The sequence below is a fragment of the Cryobacterium roopkundense genome (genome assembly GCF_014200405.1).
In the GTDB taxonomy this organism is placed as follows: domain Bacteria; phylum Actinomycetota; class Actinomycetes; order Actinomycetales; family Microbacteriaceae; genus Cryobacterium; species Cryobacterium roopkundense.
Genome location: NZ_JACHBQ010000001.1, coordinates 634,503 through 651,769 on the forward strand (window position 1 = coordinate 634,503; position 17,267 = coordinate 651,769).

General features: G+C 66.1%; 15 protein-coding genes and 1 riboswitch. Of the genes, 6 read left to right on the forward strand and 9 right to left on the reverse strand.

Annotated elements, in window-relative coordinates; translation table 11 throughout:
• Nucleotides 1-15: 15 nt before the first annotated feature.
• From BJ997_RS02985 to BJ997_RS03010, 6 genes are all read right to left on the reverse strand, one after another.
• Nucleotides 16-2,421 (reverse strand): ice-binding family protein, encoded by a 2,406-nt coding sequence (locus tag BJ997_RS02985; protein WP_052542353.1) that lies wholly within the window; start codon nucleotides 2,419-2,421, stop codon nucleotides 16-18.
• Nucleotides 2,421-3,461 carry a COG1470 family protein gene (locus BJ997_RS02990; protein WP_236629022.1) on the reverse strand — a complete coding sequence of 347 codons (1,041 nt, stop codon included), beginning with the start codon at nucleotides 3,459-3,461 and terminating at the stop codon, nucleotides 2,421-2,423. Before BJ997_RS02990 ends, BJ997_RS02985 begins: the two co-directional genes overlap by 1 nt.
• Before the next feature lie 72 nt (nucleotides 3,462-3,533).
• On the reverse strand, nucleotides 3,534-4,706 hold the full coding sequence (locus BJ997_RS02995; RefSeq protein WP_052542352.1) for an ice-binding family protein: 1,173 nt from the start codon (nucleotides 4,704-4,706) through the stop codon (nucleotides 3,534-3,536).
• A gap of 131 nt (nucleotides 4,707-4,837) precedes the next feature.
• Complete coding sequence (locus BJ997_RS03000; protein ID WP_152602226.1) at nucleotides 4,838-5,419, reverse strand: WxL domain-containing protein; 582 nt, start codon at nucleotides 5,417-5,419, stop codon at nucleotides 4,838-4,840.
• 141 nt (nucleotides 5,420-5,560) lie between these two features.
• Complete coding sequence (locus BJ997_RS03005) at nucleotides 5,561-6,142, reverse strand: CoA-binding protein (RefSeq protein ID WP_236629020.1); 582 nt, start codon at nucleotides 6,140-6,142, stop codon at nucleotides 5,561-5,563.
• Nucleotides 6,139-7,434 carry an O-acetylhomoserine aminocarboxypropyltransferase/cysteine synthase family protein gene (locus tag BJ997_RS03010; RefSeq protein ID WP_035837158.1) on the reverse strand — a complete coding sequence of 432 codons (1,296 nt, stop codon included), beginning with the start codon at nucleotides 7,432-7,434 and terminating at the stop codon, nucleotides 6,139-6,141. The genes BJ997_RS03005 and BJ997_RS03010 overlap by 4 nt, the downstream gene beginning before the upstream one ends.
• A gap of 96 nt (nucleotides 7,435-7,530) precedes the next feature.
• A riboswitch (guanidine-III (ykkC-III) riboswitch) is annotated at nucleotides 7,531-7,595 on the forward strand.
• Between the two features lie 12 nt (nucleotides 7,596-7,607).
• On the opposite strand from BJ997_RS03010, the gene BJ997_RS03015 reads away from it, so the two are divergent.
• Nucleotides 7,608-7,931, forward strand: a complete 324-nt coding sequence (locus BJ997_RS03015) for a DMT family transporter (protein WP_035837157.1) — start codon at nucleotides 7,608-7,610, stop codon at nucleotides 7,929-7,931.
• Nucleotides 7,932-7,944: 13 nt separating this feature from the next.
• On the opposite strand, the gene BJ997_RS03020 is transcribed toward BJ997_RS03015, so the two are convergent.
• The 3 genes from BJ997_RS03020 to BJ997_RS03030 form a co-directional block, all read right to left on the reverse strand.
• Complete coding sequence (locus BJ997_RS03020) at nucleotides 7,945-8,925, reverse strand: YeiH family protein (protein WP_035837156.1); 981 nt, start codon at nucleotides 8,923-8,925, stop codon at nucleotides 7,945-7,947.
• Nucleotides 8,926-9,019: 94 nt separating this feature from the next.
• A complete protein-coding gene (locus BJ997_RS03025; protein ID WP_052542350.1) occupies nucleotides 9,020-10,120 on the reverse strand; it encodes a fatty acid desaturase family protein in 1,101 nt (366 codons plus the stop codon).
• A gap of 157 nt (nucleotides 10,121-10,277) precedes the next feature.
• Nucleotides 10,278-11,873, reverse strand: coding sequence for a dolichyl-phosphate-mannose--protein mannosyltransferase (locus BJ997_RS03030; protein ID WP_244962569.1), 1,596 nt, complete (start codon nucleotides 11,871-11,873; stop codon nucleotides 10,278-10,280).
• Here BJ997_RS03030 and rsmI point away from each other — a divergent pair.
• From rsmI to rsmA, 5 genes are all read left to right on the forward strand, one after another.
• Nucleotides 11,872-12,735, forward strand: a complete 864-nt coding sequence (gene rsmI, locus BJ997_RS03035; protein WP_035837154.1) for a 16S rRNA (cytidine(1402)-2'-O)-methyltransferase — start codon at nucleotides 11,872-11,874, stop codon at nucleotides 12,733-12,735. The genes BJ997_RS03030 and rsmI overlap by 2 nt on opposite strands.
• A gap of 96 nt (nucleotides 12,736-12,831) precedes the next feature.
• Entirely contained in the window at nucleotides 12,832-13,818 is a 987-nt protein-coding gene (locus BJ997_RS03040) for an NADP-dependent oxidoreductase (RefSeq protein ID WP_052542349.1), read from the forward strand.
• Nucleotides 13,819-13,884: 66 nt separating this feature from the next.
• Nucleotides 13,885-15,447 carry a methionine--tRNA ligase gene (gene metG, locus BJ997_RS03045; protein ID WP_035837153.1) on the forward strand — a complete coding sequence of 521 codons (1,563 nt, stop codon included), beginning with the start codon at nucleotides 13,885-13,887 and terminating at the stop codon, nucleotides 15,445-15,447.
• On the forward strand, nucleotides 15,440-16,387 hold the full coding sequence (locus BJ997_RS03050) for a TatD family hydrolase (RefSeq protein ID WP_052542348.1): 948 nt from the start codon (nucleotides 15,440-15,442) through the stop codon (nucleotides 16,385-16,387). Before metG ends, BJ997_RS03050 begins: the two co-directional genes overlap by 8 nt.
• Nucleotides 16,384-17,262, forward strand: a complete 879-nt coding sequence (rsmA, locus tag BJ997_RS03055) for a 16S rRNA (adenine(1518)-N(6)/adenine(1519)-N(6))-dimethyltransferase RsmA (RefSeq protein WP_052542347.1) — start codon at nucleotides 16,384-16,386, stop codon at nucleotides 17,260-17,262. Before BJ997_RS03050 ends, rsmA begins: the two co-directional genes overlap by 4 nt.
• Nucleotides 17,263-17,267 lie beyond the last annotated feature (5 nt).

Below are 17,267 nucleotides of genomic sequence, written 5' to 3' on the forward strand. Positions count from 1 at the left end.
CCGGTGGATTCAGGTTTAGGAGATCGTGAAGGTCAGCACAGACACAAAGGGGTTGAGCGCGGAGTCGTCGACGACGCCGGAGAAGTTGGATCTGTAGGCGTTCGGCGGAATCGCCAGGCTGAAGGAAGGCGTGAGGAGGTAGATTCCGCGGTGCGACCCCAAGGCGGTGATGAGCGCTTGCGGCGAATTGGACAGGGCAAGCGTCGGGGCCGAAATGCCGCCGACAGGGTCGGATCCCGAGCCAGCTGAGATCGTGCCCGGCGTGATTGACAGGCTGCCCACGCTCAGGGTGCGCGGCACCAGCTCCACAGTTCCCGCGGCGCTCGTGGGGGTTGTCGCCTCCACCGAGACTGTCCACGAGGCACCCGAGCCACGGGCATCCGTAATCGTCCACTCGGTAGAGTAGCCCGTGGAGTACTGGGTTGACAGGCCGTCTAGTGTCACGGGCGACAGGGTGGCACCCGCCGTCACCACCTCAAGGGGGCCGGGGACCGGATCTGGATCGGTCGAGGTGGCAGAATCCAGCGCGATGGCACCGTTGAGGGTGAGCGCTCGACCGGTGAAAGCGCACCCCGCGCCGATTGAGATGGCGGCGAAACCGAGTACTGTTCCGCGAAAAACGGATGCCGCCCCTAGTGAGACCGCGCCCGTCACCTGCCAGAACACCCGGGAGGCTTGCGCCCCGTTCACGAGGGTGATGCTGCTGCTGGCGGCCGTATTGAAAGCGGCATTCACCTGGAAGATGAAGACGGCATTCGGGTTGCCTTGGCCGTCGAGGGTCAGCCCGGCGCTCACCGATACCGCCGCCGCGGAACGGTACACCCCGGCCGTGAGGGTTTGGCCGGCCAGATCACCGGCGATGGCCCCGGAGGGCGAGCGCGCGAGGGCGTCGCTGTACGCTACCTGAAGGGCAGACTGAGCCTGTGCAGCGGCGGTGTCCCCGGCATGCGTCTGGCCCGTGATGACTCCGGGAGGAAACCCCGTGATGGCCACGCCTGGGCTCGTGCCCACATCGCCGTTCACCGTGGAGGTGCTCGTATTCGCCACCGAGGTCGACGCGAGCAGGGTATAACTACGGGCCGCTCCGAGGGCTATCGTCGCCTCGGTGGTCAGAGTCGTCGCGTTGAGTGAAATCGCCCCGGCCGTGGAAAGCGCCCGCCCGATGAAGCCGCTACTGTTTCCCACAGTGATGTCGCCTTGGCTGAGCATGGTGCCTGTGAACGCCGAGGCCGCGCCGAGCGACACCGAACCGGCCACGCGCCAGAAGACGCGTGACACCTGGGCGCCGTTGATGACCCGCACAGTGCTTCCTGCCGCCGTCGTGAGCGTTGAATCCAGCTGCAGAATAAAAACGGCGTTCGCGTTGCCCTCGCCGTCGAGGAGCAGATCGCCCGTAAGAGAGAGCGCCGTGGTCGACGCGTAGACCCCGGCAGTGAGGGTGCGTCCGCCAAGATCTCCTGACAGGGTCGCCGTGGGAGTGCGGGCGCCGGCATCCGCGTACGCCGTGGTCAGATCGGCCTGCGCTTGTGCGGACTGGCTGTCATTGACATGGGTGCTGCCGCTGGTGATTCCCGGAGGGAAACCGGTGAGCACCGTGCCGGGGCTCACTCCCACGTTTCCGGTGAGCGTTGTGGCGCCGGAATTAGAAACGGATGTGCCGGCGAGTGCCGAGTAGGTCCCCGCCGTTCCGAGCTTGACAGCCGGTTCAGGCAGAATGACGCTCGTGTCCAGGGCGAGCGCCGCGGTGAGGGAGAGCGCCCGTCCGACCACGGTGCAGCCGGCGCCGATCGAAATCGCGGCGAGACTCATGAGCGTGCCGGCGAAGCTCGCCGATGCGCCCAGGGTGGCCGCGCCGACCACCTGCCAAAACACCCTGGAGGACTGTGCCCCGTTCATCAACACGATGCTGGAGGCGGCGGCCATCCCGAAGGCCGCGTCGATCTGGAAGATGAAGACCGCGTAGGGATCGCCCTGGGCATCGAGGGTGAGGGACGAGCTGATCGAGACGGCGGCTGCCGAGTGGTAAACCCCCGGTGTGAGGATGCTCCCGCCGAGGTCTCCGGCGATTGTGCTCGTGGGCACCTGCGCGGCCGTGGCGGTATAGGCGAGCAACGCGTCCGCCTGGGCCTGGGCGGCCGCAGAATCGCCGGGGTGCACGTCGCCGGTGACGATCCCGGGAGGGAACCCTGTCACGGCGAGCCCCGGATACGCCCCGATATCACCGCTCACTGTGGAGACCCCGGTGTTGGCCACACTCGTTCCGCCGAGGAGGGAGTACGTCGCCGCCGTGCCTAGATCCACTACGCTGCCCACCGCACGGGCAGGCGAAGTCCCTGTCGTGCCCTGGAGCAACAGGATGACAATGAGCGCGAGAATCGGGATGCCGGGCCGCCGCCCGGCGTAGGGGCCGGGAGTGTACATCAGCTGGGGGGCGCGAGCTCCTCAGCCGGTACGGAAGTGGAGACGGCCACCTGGGCGAAGGCTCTGCGGGCTCGCCGCACGAACAACAAGGCACGCCAGATGCCGAAGACGAGGGCGGCCAGCGCCAGGACCATCACGAGAATGAACCACCAAGGGGCGTACACGAAACTCGTGCCGACGAGTTCGTCGCCGGCTTCGGAGCTGAGCGCGGCCTCGGCGTTTCCGGCCTGCAGGAATGGGGCCGGCGTGAGGGTGGCTTCCAGATCGAGCGTCGCCCCCGGCAGGATGCTCTCGGGAGTCGCGAAGTCGAGCGTGGCGGTGGCACCAATCCAGCCGCTCACATCGAGTGTGGCCGTGGGATAGAGAATTGTATTGCCCGTGTTCGTGATGGGTAGCGTGAACGTCACGCTTTCACCGCCGCGCGTCCAGCCGAGATCACCGTGGGTCAAGGTGGACACGGCCGTGCCAGCCACAGTGAGGTAGATGCGCACGCCCTGGCGCTGAATGACGTCGAGCCGCAGTGCGGCATCGCCGCCCGAGCTGGTGGTTTCCCCCTGTACTGCCGCACTCTCGATGATCACGCCTCCGGCATAGTCGCCGGGGGTCGCGTTCTCGGGCACGCTCAGCCGGAACGGAACCGTGAGCTGGGAATTCGCCGGGATGGTGATGGAGTCCGCACCCAGGCTGACCCAGGCGCCGACGCCGGTTCGGGTATCGGCCTGCGCCGCGAGCGCGAAAGCGCCCTGCGGCGTGCTCTGGCCATCGACTGCGTAGTTCAGCAGTGTGACGGGTTCGGCACTGTGGTTGCTCACAATCGCGTTAGCGTCGATTGCCGCCCCCGGAGCCAGGTTGATGTGGAAGAAGTCGGATTCAAGCTCGGGACGGATGCCGAGTGTGCCGTCATCGACGGCGGCCGCCGGAACGGCGCCAAGGCTGATCAGGAAGGGGGAGAGGGCAAGTACCGCCACGAGCAAGGCCGCCCTGGGCAGTGCCAGGCGCCGGGAAGCGCGCGGTCCAGTGCGCGAGGAGCTCATGGTCATGAGAAAACCCTAACTGAGAAAGTGCGAAATACCCCCTGAATGGGAGGGTTTGGTGCCGCATCGGAATGGTGACTACGCGATCGTGATCGTGAGGACTGTGACGAAAGGGTTCAGGGAAGAGTCTGCGATGGTTCCCGCGAAGTTGGAGCGGTAGGCGTTGGCCGGAACGGCCAGGCTGAATGTGGGCGTGAAGACGAACGTTCCCGTGCTCGCCGCAGGAGCGGAGATCAGTGGCTGCGACGCCGCAGAGAGTGCCAGCGGCGCCGCACTGATGCCGGACGGCTGACCGCCGCCGGTCGTGATGCCGCCGGGCGTGATCGTCAGGTTGCCCACCGGCAGGGTCCTGGGTGCGGTGTCCACTGTTCCGGCCGCGCTCGTCGGGGTGGTCGCGCTCACGGACACCGTCCAGGGGGCGGCGTCTGCCCGGCTGTCCGTGACGCTCCACTGCGTTGACGTTCCAGTGGAAAACTGAGTGTTCGTGCCGTTCAGGGTCACGCCGGCCAGCCCGGCTCCCGCCGTCACCGCCGTGAGTGAACCCCAGTACTCCATCGGAGCCGAGAAGGTGTTGCTGTCGAGCGTGACGGCGCCATTGACTGCGATCGCGCGCCCCTCGATGGACACGCCGGTGGTGACGGTGATCGACGCGAACGCGAGAACGGTGCCTGCGAGGGCCGAATTCGTGCCCAGGGTCGCCGAGCTTCCGATGAGCCAGTAGACGTTGGCGGCTCGGGCCCCGTTCACCAGCTCAATCCGGCTGTTCGAGGCTGTCGTGAGGGTCGATCCGATCTGGAAGACGAACCTGGCGTTTGGGTCGCTCTGAGCGTCGAGGGTGAGGGTGCCGCTGAGCGCGAGGGAGCTGGCCGCGGTGTACACGCGCGGCGTGAGGGTCTGGCCGACGAGGTCTCCCGAGACCGATCCGCCCGAGGGGAGCGCCACTCCTTCCTCATACGCGAGCGACGCATCGACATGGGCCTGGGCCGCCACGCTCGGGGACACGGCCGTTCCGGTCGGGAATCCGGACACGGCGGTGCCGGGGCTCACGCCGAGTTTGCCGGCCAGGGTCGTGACTCCGGTATTGGTGACGGTCGATGCGCCGAGAACCGAGAAGTCTGCCGCCGAGCCGAGGGAAAGGGGGCTGCCTGACGCGTAGGCCGGTTCGGCGCCCCACTCAGCGGTGCCGAGGGCCGTGCCGCCGAGCAATGCCATACCGACCAGAAGCGCTGCTGCCACCGTGAATCCGCGCATGGACGTTCCTCTGGCTCGCTGTTTCGGATGGTTGACCAGCCCATTCTCACACGCGCCTTGAGACGCTTGTGTCGCCTGGCGCAGGGTTGAATCAGGGTTTGCGCAAGGTTGTGCCCTGCGGCCCACCGTCGCTAAGCGATGGTGAAGACTATCGTCGACCTGTAGGGATGCACGCCGTCATCACCGACGTTCGAGCGGAAGGCGTTGGCGGGAATCGTGAGGCTGAAGACTGGCGCGGGAACCGTGAATGAACCCTTGGCGCCGGTCGTCCCGGAGGGCGAGGAAACCAAGGCCTGGCTGCTCGTGGACATGCGTATCTCGCCCGTGTGGGGGGCGGCATCGGCGCCGTCTCCGCTGATCACGGTTCCCGGTGTGATCGTGAGGTTGTCCGCGGTGATCACCCGAACGTCGAGTTCCCCCGGAGAAGTGCCCGGGGCGCTGACAAAATTCGTAACGGATGCCGACAACGTCCAGCCGGCTCCGGTTCCGCGAGCGTCGACGACGCTCCAGGCCGTGGCCGTACCGTGTGAGACCTGACTGCCGATGCCGAGGATGACAGCGGACATTCCCCGCGGGACTGACACGGACGTCACGAGTTCTCCGGAGACGACGCTGACCTGGACGGTGTCCGTTTCCTCCGCCAGGGCGACGGCGGGGGAGATCACCAGCAGAGCGGCAAGCGGCAGGCTCGCACAGAGCATTCCGGTACGCATGAACGGCCCCCAGGCACTCGGTCGGCTTGCGTCGACTGTCGTTGCCGGCGGGCCCGCGGCCCTGACTTGTTTCGGCGTGTCAGGATCGTAGCACGGCACAACGGTGTTGCGTGACCTGAACGGGGGTCAGCACCGGATTGCCTACCGAATGGCCTTTCGCGCCGTGATTTGTCCGGTGTCAAAGCCGAGCAGGTGCAGCCCGCCGTGGAAGCGGGCGTGCTCGATCTTGATGCAGCGGTCCATCGCCACGGTGAGTCCCTTCGACTCTCCGTATTCCGCCGCCTCCTGGTTCCAGATGCCGAGCTGAACCCAGATGGTCGGGGCGCCGATGGCGAGGACCTCATCGATAACGGCGGGGATATCGCTCGCCCGGCGGAAGACGTCGACGATGTCGGGCACCTCCGGGAGCGAGGCGAGGGAAGGATAGGCCTTTTCGCCGAGGATCGTGTCGGCATTCGGATTGACGAAGTACACCCGGTAGTCGGTGGACTGCTTCAGGTAGGTGCCCACGAAGTAGCTCGACCGGGCGGGATTCGCTGAGGCGCCCACGATGGCAATGGACTTCGCGGCGCGCAGGATCTTGAGGCGAGCCTTGGCGTCGGGTCCCTCCCACGTGCGCTGGCTCTTCAGCAGCTTCGCGAGGGGCGAGTCCGCGGGCACCGAACAGCTCAGGCCGTTGACGAGGCGCACCGTCTCGGCTGCGTGTGCGATTGCCTCGGTCACAGTGCACCTCCAGTGGCTCGGGTCAGAGCCTGGTCGAGATCGTAGATGATGTCTGCCACATCTTCAATGCCTACGCTGATGCGCACGAGGCCGGGCAGCGCGCCGGCCGCCACGAGCTGCTGCTCGTTTAGCTGCGCGTGCGTCGTCGACGCCGGGTGGATGACGAGAGTCTTGGCGTCCCCGATGTTGGCGAGGTGGCTGGCCAGGTCGACCGACTCGATGAACGTGCGTCCGGTGTCGCGGCCGCCCCTCACACCGAAGCTGAAGACCGAACCGGGGTCTTTGGGTAGGTACTTCTTCGCGCGTTCGTGGTGCGGATGGCTCGGCAGGCCGGCCCAGTTCACGTAGTCGATGCGCGGATCGGCGTCGAGCCACTCAGCCACGGTGCGGGCGTTGTTGATGTGCGCCTGCATGCGATACGGCAGCGTCTCCACGCCTTGGGCGAGCAGGAAGGCGGAGTGTGGGGCAAGTGTCGGGCCGATGTCGCGCAGCTGCTCGGAACGCAGGCGCGTGAGGAAGGCGTACTCGCCGAAGTTGCCCGACCACTCCAGGCCGCCGTAGCTCGGAACCGGCTCGGTGAACAACGGGAACTTCTCGCTGTCCCAGTTGAACCGTCCGCTCTCCACGACCACGCCGCCGAGGGTCGTGCCGTGCCCGCCGAGGAATTTGGTAGCGGAGTGAATCACGATGTCGGCGCCCCATTCGAGGGGGCGGCAGAGGTACGGCGTGGCGATGGTCGAGTCGATGATGAGCGGAATGCCGGCGGCGTGGGCGACGGCGGCGAGTCCTTCGATGTCGGCGACCTCGCCCGAGGGGTTTGCCACGGTTTCGGAGAAGATGAATTTGGTCTTCTCGGTGATCGCCGCGGCGTAGTCGGCGGGGTCGGCGCTCTGCACGAAAGTCGTGTCGATTCCGAAACGACGCAGGGTGACGTCGAGCTGGGTGATCGAGCCGCCGTAGAGGTTTGCGCTCGAGACGATGTGGTCGCCCGCACCGGCGAGGCTCGAGAAGGTGATGAACTGGGCGGCGAGTCCGCTCGAGGTAGCGACGGCACCGAGTCCTCCTTCGAGGCTCGCGACGCGTTCCTCGAACGCGGCCACAGTGGGGTTGGCCACGCGGGAGTAGATGTTGCCGTACTTCTGCAGGGCGAACCGCGCGGCGGCATCCGCCGTGTCGTCGAAGACGAAGGCGCTCGTTTGGTAGATGGGCAAGGCGCGGGCGCCGGTTACCGCATCGGGGATGTTGCCCGCGTGAATTGCACGCGTTGAGAAGCCATACTCGCGATCTGCCATGAATCCACGCTATCGGGCGTGACGGCGGCGCGCGCGCCAGTGCGTAACCGGGCGAAACTCGCCCCTGCCAAGTCGGCCCGAATGTGACAGTCTTAGCTGAAGGCTCTCAGCGGGCCTCCGGACGAGGGATCAGTACCCGGCACGCGACAAGACTGGCCATTGGGAGCACTGTCATGTCCTGGTTCATCCTTATCGCGTCCGGAATTCTTGAAGCCGTCTGGGCGACCGCCCTCGGCAAGTCAGAGGGATTCACCAAACTGTGGCCGTCCGTCGTCTTCGGTGTCACCCTGCTTCTGAGCATGGGCGGCCTCGCGCTGGCCATGCGTGACATTCCCATCGGCACCGCTTACGCGATCTGGGTGGGAATCGGCGCGGCCCTCACCGTGACCTGGGCAATGGCCTTCGGCGGCGAGCCCACGTCGGTGCTTAAGGTGCTGCTCATCCTCGGCCTGATCGGCTGCGTCATCGGGCTCAAGCTCGTCGACGACAGCCACTGACGCCCGGCGTCGACTAGCCGAGGTGGACCGCGCCGTAGGCGAGGGCGGCCACGAGCACCCAGGACAGTAGGCCCACCACGAGTGCGCGCCAGCCGGTGCGCACGAGCGCGAGCAGCCGCACCGCGGAACCGAGCCCGAACAGGGCCATGGCGAGCAGGGCGGTTTGCACAGCGTCGGCCGCTTCCAGCACGGGTGTCGGCAGCGGAACGACGCTGGCCAGCACCACCGTGGCGATGAACCCGACCACGAACAGGGGCATGAGCGGGGTTTTAGCGGGGGAGTCACCCGTCGGAGTGGGGCGGCGGCGTTCCACGACCGACGCCACTGCCACGATAGGGGCGAGCATGAGCACGCGGGTGAGTTTCACGACGACGGCGATGGCCAGGGCGGCCGGGCCGGCCACCTGGGCCGTGGCCACGACCTGGCCCACGTCGTGCACCCCCGCGCCCACCCAATGCCCGAATTCTGCCGGTGACAGGCCGAGCGGATGCCACAGCGCCGGCAACACGGCGATCGCGAGGGTTCCGCACAGGGTCACGAGCGCTATGGACGTGGCCGCGTCCTCGTCCTTGGCTTTCACCACGCCGCTCATCGCTCCGATCGCCGAGGCGCCGCAGATGGAGAAGCCGCTCGCGATCAGCAACGGCTGATGCCCCGGCAGGCCGAACAGACGGCCGAGGCCCAGGGTGCCGGCGAACGTGACGAGAACGATAACCACCGTCGTGGCAATGGTGACCCAGCCGAGCCCCGCGATGTCCCCGAGGCTGAGCTTGAGCCCGAGGAGCACGATACCGAGGCGCATGAACCGTTGGCCGGCCACGGACAGGCCCGGGGCGAGCGTGCCCGCGAGCGGGCGGCGCAGCGCGGGCAGCTGGCCCGCGATGATGCCGAGAACGACGGCGATGGTCAGGAGGGGAGCCGCCGGAATGAGGGAGTGCAAGGCCCAGGAGAGCAGGGCGGCGGCGGCCGCGACGAGCACGCCAGGCAGCCACATGGGTTCAAGCCTAATACCCGGTCGGGCAGCCGCCTCGGGGCACACAAAAGCCGCTCCCCCCGGTAAGAGAGGAGCGGCTCGGTGCGTGCAGGCGCTACCGGTAACGGAACCGGGCCACCATGGGGCAGTCGAACGGGTCGCGGGCGGCGAGGCCAACCTTGTTCAGGTACTCGATGACGATGCCGTACGACTCGAAGACGCCGGTCTCGGTGTACTTGATGTTGTGCGACTCGCAGTATTCCTTGGTGATTTCCTGGGCCTTGCGCAGGTGCGGGCGGGCCATGTTCGGGAACAGGTGGTGCTCAACCTGGTAGTTCAGGCCGCCCATATACGTGTCGATGAAGGTGCCACCGCGAATGTTGCGCGAGGTGAGAACCTGGCGGCGCAGAAAGTCCACCTTGCTCTCGGCGGGCAGTTGCGGCATTCCCTTGTGGTTCGGGGCAAACGACGCCCCCATGTAGACACCGAACACGGCGAGCTGAACACCGATGAAGGCGAACGCCATGCCGAGCGGCAGAAAGAAGAAGATCACAGCGACGTACAGCACGATGCGCGTGACGAGCATGGAGATTTCGACGGCGCGGCTGTCGACCTTGTGCTTGCCGAAGACAGTCTTGAAGCCCTGCACGTGAAGGTTGAAGCCTTCGAACATCAAAAGGGGAAAGAAGAGATAGCCCTGCTTGCGTGTGACGAACGACCCGAGCCAGCTGACCTTCGCGGCGTCTTCCTCGCGGAACACAATGAAGTCGGGCTCGATGTCGGGGTCTTTGCCGATCACGTTGGGGTTCGCGTGGTGGCGGCTGTGCTTGGTCATCCACCAGGCGTAGCTGATTCCCACGAACAGGTTCGCGAGAATGCGGCCGGCCCGGTCGTTTGCTTTGCCGGACTGGAAGACAGCGCGGTGCGAGGCCTCGTGGGCCAGGAACGCGAACTGCGTGAAGATAATGCCGAGGGCCGCGGCGATGAGCAGCTGGTACCACGTGTCGCCGAGCAGGACGAAGCCGGTCACGGCTCCGCCGGTCGCGACGACCAGGATCGAAAAGACCATCCAGTAGAAGCCGGTGCGTCGTCCGAGGAGGCCCAGATTGCGCACAGTGTGCAGCAACGAGGAGTACTCGCTCGTGGGGTTCTTCTTGTCTCCACCCGGGCGGGTCCGAATAATGCGGACCGCGGGTGCGGCGGTAGCTTCCGACATGAGGCCTTTTTTAGACGTAAGACTTCTCAGTCGGGGTATGAGCAATTACTCGTAAAGCAGATACGGTCAGTCTATGGTCGGGACCCCACCCAACACCAAGTTTTCACACACTATTCTCAGTCATTATATGCCATTTTCAGAATATATCAAGCCCTATTCATCGCCAACTGGGCATCCAGGTGTGTAGCTGCCAGAAGGCGAAGGAGGTCTGCGTGCCTGTCCAGAGCGGATAGAAGAAAGCGCTGGTCAGGACGGCTAAGACGAGGAAAACTATCACGATTCGACGGCCGATAACGACTCGGCCGGGGTTCGGTATGCGCTGGGTGGGATGAGGAATCAGGCCCAGGAAGCGACCCATCACAAAGGTGAGGCCCAGAAGAAGGTATGGCTCAAAGGCGATCGTGTAGAACTGGAATACGGTGCGGTTGAGGTACATGAGCCAGGGAAGGTAGCCGGCGACCATGCCCATCATGATGAGTCCGACCTGCCATTCGCGGTACCGGGCCAGGCGATACACGAGGTAGAACAGCGCGGCCGTCGCGGCCCACCAGATGAGAGGATTGCCCACAGAGGTGATGGCGGCCGAGCAGGCGTCGCTCGCGCAACCGTCCTCGCCGCGGCTCGTGCCCACGTAGTACATGCTCGTGGGGCGAATCATGAACAGCCACGTGAGCGGGTTGGCCTGATACGGGTGCGGCGTGGACAGGCCCACGTGATAGGTGTATGCCGCCACCTGATAGTGCCAGAAGCTTTGGATGGTGTGCGGGACCCAGGCTAACGGGCCCGTCCACGCGGCGCCAAGGGAGTCGGCCCACTCGCGGTAGAAGCCCCCGCGCGTGACGAGCCACCCCGTCCACGACACGACGAAGGTGACGAGGGCGATCGGCACCAGAAGCAGGAGATTCGCGGGGGCCTGCTTGAGTATCGCGGCGCTTGCCCAGAACGACACTCCGGCACGACGCCTGGCGAGGGCATCGACGACTACCGTGTACAGGCCGAACGCGGCCAGAAAATACGCTCCGGACCACTTCACCGAACAGGCCAGCCCGAAGGCGAGCCCCGCCGCGAGCAACCACGGGCGCCACCAAAGCGTCGGGCCCCAGTGCGGATCGAGCCCGGCGGCCCGGCGGCGTTCCAGCCACGCACCGAGTCTGCGCTCATGCCAGGGTCGATCCAGCAGAATGGCGCCGAAACCGAGCAGGGCAAAGAACATCACCGAGTTGTCCAGCAGGGCCACCCGCGACATGACGATGGCGTGACCGTCGATCGCGAGGAGGAATCCGGCGATCGTGGCGAGGGTCAGCGAGCCGAACAGCCTGCGGGCCACCAACATCAGCACCACGACTGCCAGGATGCCGATCACCGCGGTGGAGAGGCGCCAGCCCCAGCTGCTCTCGGGGCCGGTGGCGGCCATTCCGAGGGCGATGAGCCACTTTCCGAGCGGTGGATGCACAACGAAGGAAGGATCCGTCGTGAACACGTCGGTCTGGCCGCCTGAGAACAGCGCATCGGCCCCGTCAGGCCAGGTGGATTCGTAGCCGTTGTTGAAAAGGGTCCAGGCATCCTTGACATAGAAGGTCTCGTCGAAGACCAGGGAGTGCGGGGTGCCGAGATTCCACAGGCGCAGCACAGCGGCCACAACGACCACAAGGATGGGGGCGGCCCACCGGACCCATCGACTAGTAGCGAGCACCTGTCCATCGTAGTGAGCGCGACTGCGTAGTGATCGGCGGGCCTGAGAGAATGAACTCATGATCATCCTCGCCGCCACACCGATCGGAAACCTCGGGGATGCCTCCAGGCGTCTGGTCGAGGCGCTCACCACCGCCACAGTCGTGGCGTCCGAAGACACCAGGGTCACCATCCACCTGCTCAAGGCGCTCGGAATCGAGAACCGTCCGCGACTGATCAGCCTTCACGACCACAACGAGCGGGGCAAGGCCGCCGAGCTGGTGGAGTTGGCCCGCGACACCGACCTGCTCGTGCTGAGCGACGCGGGCATGCCCACGGTGTCCGATCCCGGGTTCCACCTCGTGGACGCGGCCGTCTCGGCCGGCGTCGTCGTGTCGGCGTTGCCGGGGCCGTCGGCAGTGCTCACGGCCCTTGCGGTTTCCGGGCTGCCCACCGACCGATTCACGTTCGAAGGCTTCCTGCCCCGCAAGCACGGCGAACGCGTCGGAACACTGCGCGAGCTCGTCGCGGAGCGTCGCACCATGGTGTTCTTCGAATCTCCCAATCGGCTCGCGGCGAGCCTGACCGACCTCGCGACGGTGCTCGGCGCCGACCGCCGGGTCGTCGTGTGCCGGGAGCTGACCAAGTTCTACGAGGAGATCAAGCGCGGCACCGCAGCCGAGCTGGCCGAGTGGGCGGCCCTGGGCGTGCGCGGCGAGATCTGCATCGTCGTCGCCGGTGCCGAGCGTCAGGTGTTGAATCTGGAAGACGGGGTGCGCGAGGTGCTGGTGCTGGTGGCCGGCGGCATCCGCTTGAAGGAGGCGGCGGCCGATGTGTCGGCCGCGAGCGGTCTCGGCAAGCGTGAGCTGTACGAGAGCGCCCTGCAGGCGAAGACCGGAAAGGTTTCTTCGATGCCCGACAGGTCGGACTTCCCCCTGGGCTAGCCCTCGCGGGACCGGACGAACGGCGGTATTCTCACAGTGCGATTCTGCGCGGTACATTTCTGCGCAGCAGTTCTGCCGTGACGGTCGGAGGTTCCGATGCCATACCGGGTGCAGTTCTCCGAATACGGGGGACCGGACGTTCTCGAACTCGTCGATATGCTCAAGCCTGTTGCGGGGCCCGGTGACGTCGTTGTGGAGGTGCTGGCCGCCGGCCTCAACCCTGGCGAGTCGAGCATCCGTGAAGGTCGGTTTGCCCTTGAGCGGCCGGTGCGGTTTCCCCAGGGGCAGGGCAGCGACTTCGCTGGTGTCGTCGTCGGGGTCGGCGACGGTGTCGAGACGTGGCACCTCCACGACGAGGTGCTCGGGCACACAGTGCGGGCGGCGCAGGCGAGCTACGTTGCCGTGCCAGAGGGGAACGTCATCCGCAAGCCGTCCGGGTTGCCGTGGGAGATCGCCGGGAGCCTGTTCGTAGCCGCCGCGACAGCGTGGCAGGCCGTGCAGGGCGTCAACCCCGGACCGGGGCGAACTGTCCTCGTGCATGCCGCAGCGGGCGGTGTGGGAGGAATCGCCGGACAGCTGTGCAAGCTGCGCGGGGCCACGGTCATCGGCACGTGCAGCAGGACGAGCTTCGACTACCTGCGGCAGCACAGGATCATCCCCGTGGAATACGGCGCAGACCTCGATTCCGAACTCGCGCGGGTCGCACCGGGAGGAATCGATGCCGAGCTGAACCGCATGGGCGACGACGCGCTCGTCACTGTGAACTCCACCGATACCGTCGTGCTCGAGCGGATCGCGTCGATGGTCGCCAATCATCAGATTTCCATCCCACTCGCAGCGGTGTACCCACTTGAACGCGTACAGGACGCCTACCGAGAGCTTGAGGCCGGCCACGCCCACGGCAAGATCGTGTTGAGCCTGGAACCTGTCTACTACCGGCATCAGAAGGTGCAAGCCATCGACATCCGCGAGACTGAGGCCACTCGGGACGCTCCAGGCCGCACGCCCGGCCCGCCTGCCCACGAGGTGCTCCCGCCGGTATTCGGCCACCGCCGCCACAAGGCACCGTCGGCACCGAAATAGAGTGTCGAGTCGGGCTCGCGGAGTAACACGGACTGGCGCGGGTGCTCGCGCGCATAGGATGTGAGCATGTCCGACGGCTCTTCTTTCTACATCACCACGCCCATTTTCTACGTGAATGATGTCCCGCACATCGGGCACGCCTATACCGAGGTGGCAGCAGACGTGCTCGCCCGCTGGCACCGCCAGTCGGGGGACAAGGCGTGGCTGCTCACCGGAACGGACGAGCACGGGCAGAAGATCCTGCGCACCGCCACCGCGAACGGTGTGACACCGAAGGAATGGGCCGACCGCCTGGTCGAGACCGCGTGGAAGCCGCTGCTCAAGACCGTGAACATCGCCAACGACGATTTCATTCGCACCACGGACGAGCGCCACGAGGTGAACGCCCAGAAGTTCCTGCAGCACCTGCAGACCGAGGGTCACATTTACACCGGCGAGTACGAGGGCTACTACTGCGTGGGCTGTGAGGAATACAAGCCCACCACCGACCTCGTGGACGGCACCGGCGAAGACGCCGGCGTGTTGGTCTGCGCGATCCACTCCAAGCCCGTGGAGCTGCTGCACGAGAAGAACTACTTCTTCAAGATGAGCGCCTTCGCCGACAGGCTGCTGGCGCTCTACGAGGAGAACCCGAACTTCGTGCAGCCAGAGTCGGCGCGGAACGAGGTCATCTCCTTCGTCAAGCGCGGTCTGAGCGACCTGTCGATCTCGCGGTCGAGCTTCGACTGGGGCATCAAGGTGCCGTGGGACGAATCCCACGTGGTCTACGTGTGGTTTGACGCACTGCTGAACTACATCACCGCGGCCGGCTACGGCCAGGACGACGAAGCCTTCGCGAGCCGGTGGCCGGCCACGCACATCGTGGGCAAGGACATCCTGCGCTTCCACGCCGTCATTTGGCCCGCCATGCTGATGGCCGCCGGCATCGCGGTGCCCAAGCAGGTCTTCGGCCACGGCTGGTTGCTCGTGGGCGGCGAAAAGATGAGCAAATCAAAGCTCACTGGCATCGCCCCAAGCCAGATCACGGACACGTTCGGCTCCGACGCATTCCGCTACTACTTCATGCGCGCGATCAGCTTCGGCCAGGACGGGTCCTTCTCCTGGGAGGACCTCTCGGCGAGGTACCAGGCCGAACTCGCCAACGGCTTCGGTAACCTCGCGTCCAGGGTGATCGCCATGGTCGTGCGGTATTGCGACGGCGAGGTTCCGGCTGGCGGCGACCCCACCGAAGCTGACCTCGGAATTCAGGCCACTGAGAAGCGGGTGACAGACGCGGCGGCGGCGTCGATCGAGAGCCTCGCGATTCACGAGGCCGTCGCATCCGTCTGGGAGCTTGTCGACGAGCTCAACGGCTACATCACACTGCAGGAGCCGTGGGCCCTTGCCAAGGATCCCGCCAGCCGCGAACGCCTCGAGACAGTGCTGCACACCGCCGTGCGCGGACTCGGAACTCTCACTGTGCTGCTCTCGCCCGTGATCCCGGTGGCCACCGGTAAGCTCTGGAGCGCCCTCGGCGGCACCGGCGCCCTCACCGAGCAACGCATCGATCGGGCCTGGGACTGGGCGGGCGGCACGCATGTGACGCCGCTCGAACCGCTGTTCCCGCGAATCGAGTCGACAGTTGGGTAGCGACGGCGCGCCGATTCGCCAGCGGGACAAGGGCGCCGGGCGCGACCTGAGCTACCCGCCGCTACCGGAGGCGTTGTCGGTTCCGATCTACGACAACCACACCCACCTCGAGATAGCCGATGGCGAGAACCCACTCAGCTACACCGAACAGCTCGACCGCGCCTCGAGCGTAGGGGTTCGCGGGGTGATTCAGGTCGGTGGCGACCGGGAAACCTCACGCTGGTCGGCCGAGATGGCGCTCGTGGAACCGCGGATGCTCGCCGCCGTGGCGATCCATCCCAACGAGGCGCCTGTCTACGCGGCCGCGGGCACGCTCGACGACGCGATCGCCGAGATCAGCGAGCTCGCCGCGCGCCCCCGAGTGGTGGCCGTCGGCGAGACGGGACTGGACTTCTTCCGCACCGAGGAACCCGGGCACGCCACGCAGTACCGGTCGTTCGAGGCCCACATCGAGATCGCCAAGCAGAATAACCTCGCCCTGCAGATTCACGACCGCAACGCGCATGCCGAGGTGATCGCCACGCTGCTGCGGGTCGGGGCCCCCGAGCGCACGGTGTTCCACTGCTTCTCCGGCGACGCCGAAATGGCGCGTGTGTGCGCTGAGCACGGTTGGTACATGTCCTTCGCGGGTAACGTCACATTCGGAAATGCCCATGACCTGCGTGCTGCGCTCGCTGTGGCGCCCCGCAATCTGCTGCTTGTCGAGACGGATGCCCCGTTCCTCACCCCGATGCCCTACCGCGGCCGACCCAATGCTCCGTACCTGCTGCCGAACACCCTGCGTGCGATGGCCAAACACCTCGAAACGGATGTCTCACTCCTGTCTGCCCAAATCACGTCAAACACCGAGCTCGTTTATGGGCGCTGGGACGCCGAGCCTGTGACGGCGGCGCACGACGCCGACCGCTCCGACGCCGCCCCGGTCGGTGGCCTCGCATGACCGGCCAGCATGAGGCGACTGGGGACAAGGCGCCACAGAAGCTCCTCGGTCCCGCCGAGATCCGCGACCTTGCCGAGATGCTGGGAGTCAATCCCACCAAGAAGCTGGGACAGAACTTCGTCATCGACGGCAACACAGTGCGCCGGATCGTGCGCGTGGCGAGCGTCGCGGCCGGTGACGTGGTCGTCGAGGTGGGGCCAGGGCTCGGCTCCCTGACGCTCGGAATTCTCGAGACAGGCGCGAGCGTCGTGGCTGTGGAGATCGACGACCGACTCGCCGAACAGCTTCCCCTCACCGTCGAACTCATGCAGCCGGGCGCACCGCTCACCGTCATTCGTGCCGATGCGCTCAAGATCGAGGCGTTGCCCGGAGATCCGACCCGGCTCGTGGCCAACCTGCCGTACAACGTGTCGGTGCCCGTGCTGCTGTACCTGCTCGAGAACTTCGCGTCGATCCACGCCGGCGTCGTCATGGTGCAGGCCGAAGTCGGCGAGCGTCTCGCGGCGCCGCCGGGCAGCAAGGTCTATGGCAGCCCCAGCGTCAAGGCCGCCTGGTACGGTGCCTTCCGCACTGCCGGCAAGGTGAGCCGCCAGGTGTTTTGGCCGGTGCCGAACGTTGATTCGATCCTTGTCGCCTTTGAGCGCCGCGCCGAGCCGCTCGAGAGCGAGGAACTGCGCCTCGCCACCTTCGCGCTCGTGGACGCAGCATTTCAGCAGCGTCGTAAAATGTTGCGGCAGTCGCTGTCCGTTGTTCTCGGGGATTCGGCGACGGCATCCATTCTCATGCAGAGCGCCGGAATCGACCCGACGACCCGCGGGGAGCAGCTTACGGTGCACGACTTCCTCGCCGTCGCCCGCGTCTGGGTCAGTGGCTAATTCAG

Excerpts from the sequence above, each read along its gene's own strand:
- BJ997_RS02985 (WP_052542353.1), bottom strand. The coding sequence starts at position 2,421 with ATGTACACTCCCGGCCCCTACGCCGGGCGGCGGCCCGGCATCCCGATT.
- BJ997_RS02990 (WP_236629022.1), bottom strand. The coding sequence starts at position 3,461 with ATGACCATGAGCTCCTCGCGCACTGGACCGCGCGCTTCCCGGCGCCTG.
- BJ997_RS02995 (WP_052542352.1), bottom strand. The coding sequence starts at position 4,706 with ATGCGCGGATTCACGGTGGCAGCAGCGCTTCTGGTCGGTATGGCATTG.
- BJ997_RS03000 (WP_152602226.1), bottom strand. The coding sequence starts at position 5,419 with ATGCGTACCGGAATGCTCTGTGCGAGCCTGCCGCTTGCCGCTCTGCTG.
- BJ997_RS03010 (WP_035837158.1), bottom strand. The coding sequence starts at position 7,434 with ATGGCAGATCGCGAGTATGGCTTCTCAACGCGTGCAATTCACGCGGGC.
- BJ997_RS03015 (WP_035837157.1), top strand. The coding sequence starts at position 7,608 with ATGTCCTGGTTCATCCTTATCGCGTCCGGAATTCTTGAAGCCGTCTGG.
- BJ997_RS03020 (WP_035837156.1), bottom strand. The coding sequence starts at position 8,925 with ATGTGGCTGCCTGGCGTGCTCGTCGCGGCCGCCGCCGCCCTGCTCTCC.
- BJ997_RS03025 (WP_052542350.1), bottom strand. The coding sequence starts at position 10,120 with ATGTCGGAAGCTACCGCCGCACCCGCGGTCCGCATTATTCGGACCCGC.
- rsmI (WP_035837154.1), top strand. The coding sequence starts at position 11,872 with ATGATCATCCTCGCCGCCACACCGATCGGAAACCTCGGGGATGCCTCC.
- BJ997_RS03030 (WP_244962569.1), bottom strand. The coding sequence starts at position 11,873 with ATGAGTTCATTCTCTCAGGCCCGCCGATCACTACGCAGTCGCGCTCAC.
- BJ997_RS03040 (WP_052542349.1), top strand. The coding sequence starts at position 12,832 with ATGCCATACCGGGTGCAGTTCTCCGAATACGGGGGACCGGACGTTCTC.
- metG (WP_035837153.1), top strand. The coding sequence starts at position 13,885 with ATGTCCGACGGCTCTTCTTTCTACATCACCACGCCCATTTTCTACGTG.
- rsmA (WP_052542347.1), top strand. The coding sequence starts at position 16,384 with ATGACCGGCCAGCATGAGGCGACTGGGGACAAGGCGCCACAGAAGCTC.